At 67.6% G+C, this 614-nt stretch carries 1 protein-coding gene; it reads left to right on the forward strand.

What is annotated here, in order from left to right; translation table 11 throughout:
- Positions 1-445, forward strand: a 445-nt coding sequence (locus BFF76_RS20730; protein ID WP_244167313.1) for an aminotransferase class III-fold pyridoxal phosphate-dependent enzyme, incomplete at its 5' end; no start/stop codon positions are given.
- Between the last annotated feature and the right edge of the window lie 169 nt (positions 446-614).

A 614-nucleotide genomic window follows, 5' to 3' on the forward strand; every position in this document is an offset into this window, starting at 1 on the left:
CTACGGCCTGCCGATGTCGCTCTGCCTCTTCAAGGGCGAGCTGGACGTCTGGGAGCCGGGCGAGCACAACGGCACCTTCCGCGGCAACAACCCGGCCTTCGTCACGGCCGCCGCCACGCTCGACGCGTACTGGGCCGACGGCCAGATGGAGAAGCAGACCCTGGCCCGCGGCGAGCAGGTCGAGCAGACGCTCCTGGCCATCGCGGAGGAGAACTCGGATGCCGGGGCACAGACCCGTGGCCGCGGTCTGGTCTGGGGGATGGAGTTCACCGATCCCGCGCGCGCCTCCGCCGTCTGTGCCCGTGCCTTCGGGCTGGGCCTGCTGGTCGAGACCTCCGGCCCGGAGAGCGAAGTGGTCAAGGTCCTGCCGCCACTCACCGTCTCATCGGAAGAGCTGGACGAAGGCATGCGGATTCTTGCCAAGGCGATCCGGGAAACCGGATGAACAGACAGCGACGGAGGGCCGATCGAGACCTGCGGCCAGCCGGTCGCTCGTGCTCCACCAACGCTCGCGGGGTATGGCACCGGAAGAAAGGCACCGTCGCACCGTGATTGTCCGATCTTTCAGTGACATCGAGAACTCCGACCGGCATGTCAGGTCCGCTTCGGGTACC

The organism is Streptomyces mutomycini, from assembly GCF_001700505.1.
Lineage (GTDB): Bacteria > Actinomycetota > Actinomycetes > Streptomycetales > Streptomycetaceae > Streptomyces > Streptomyces mutomycini.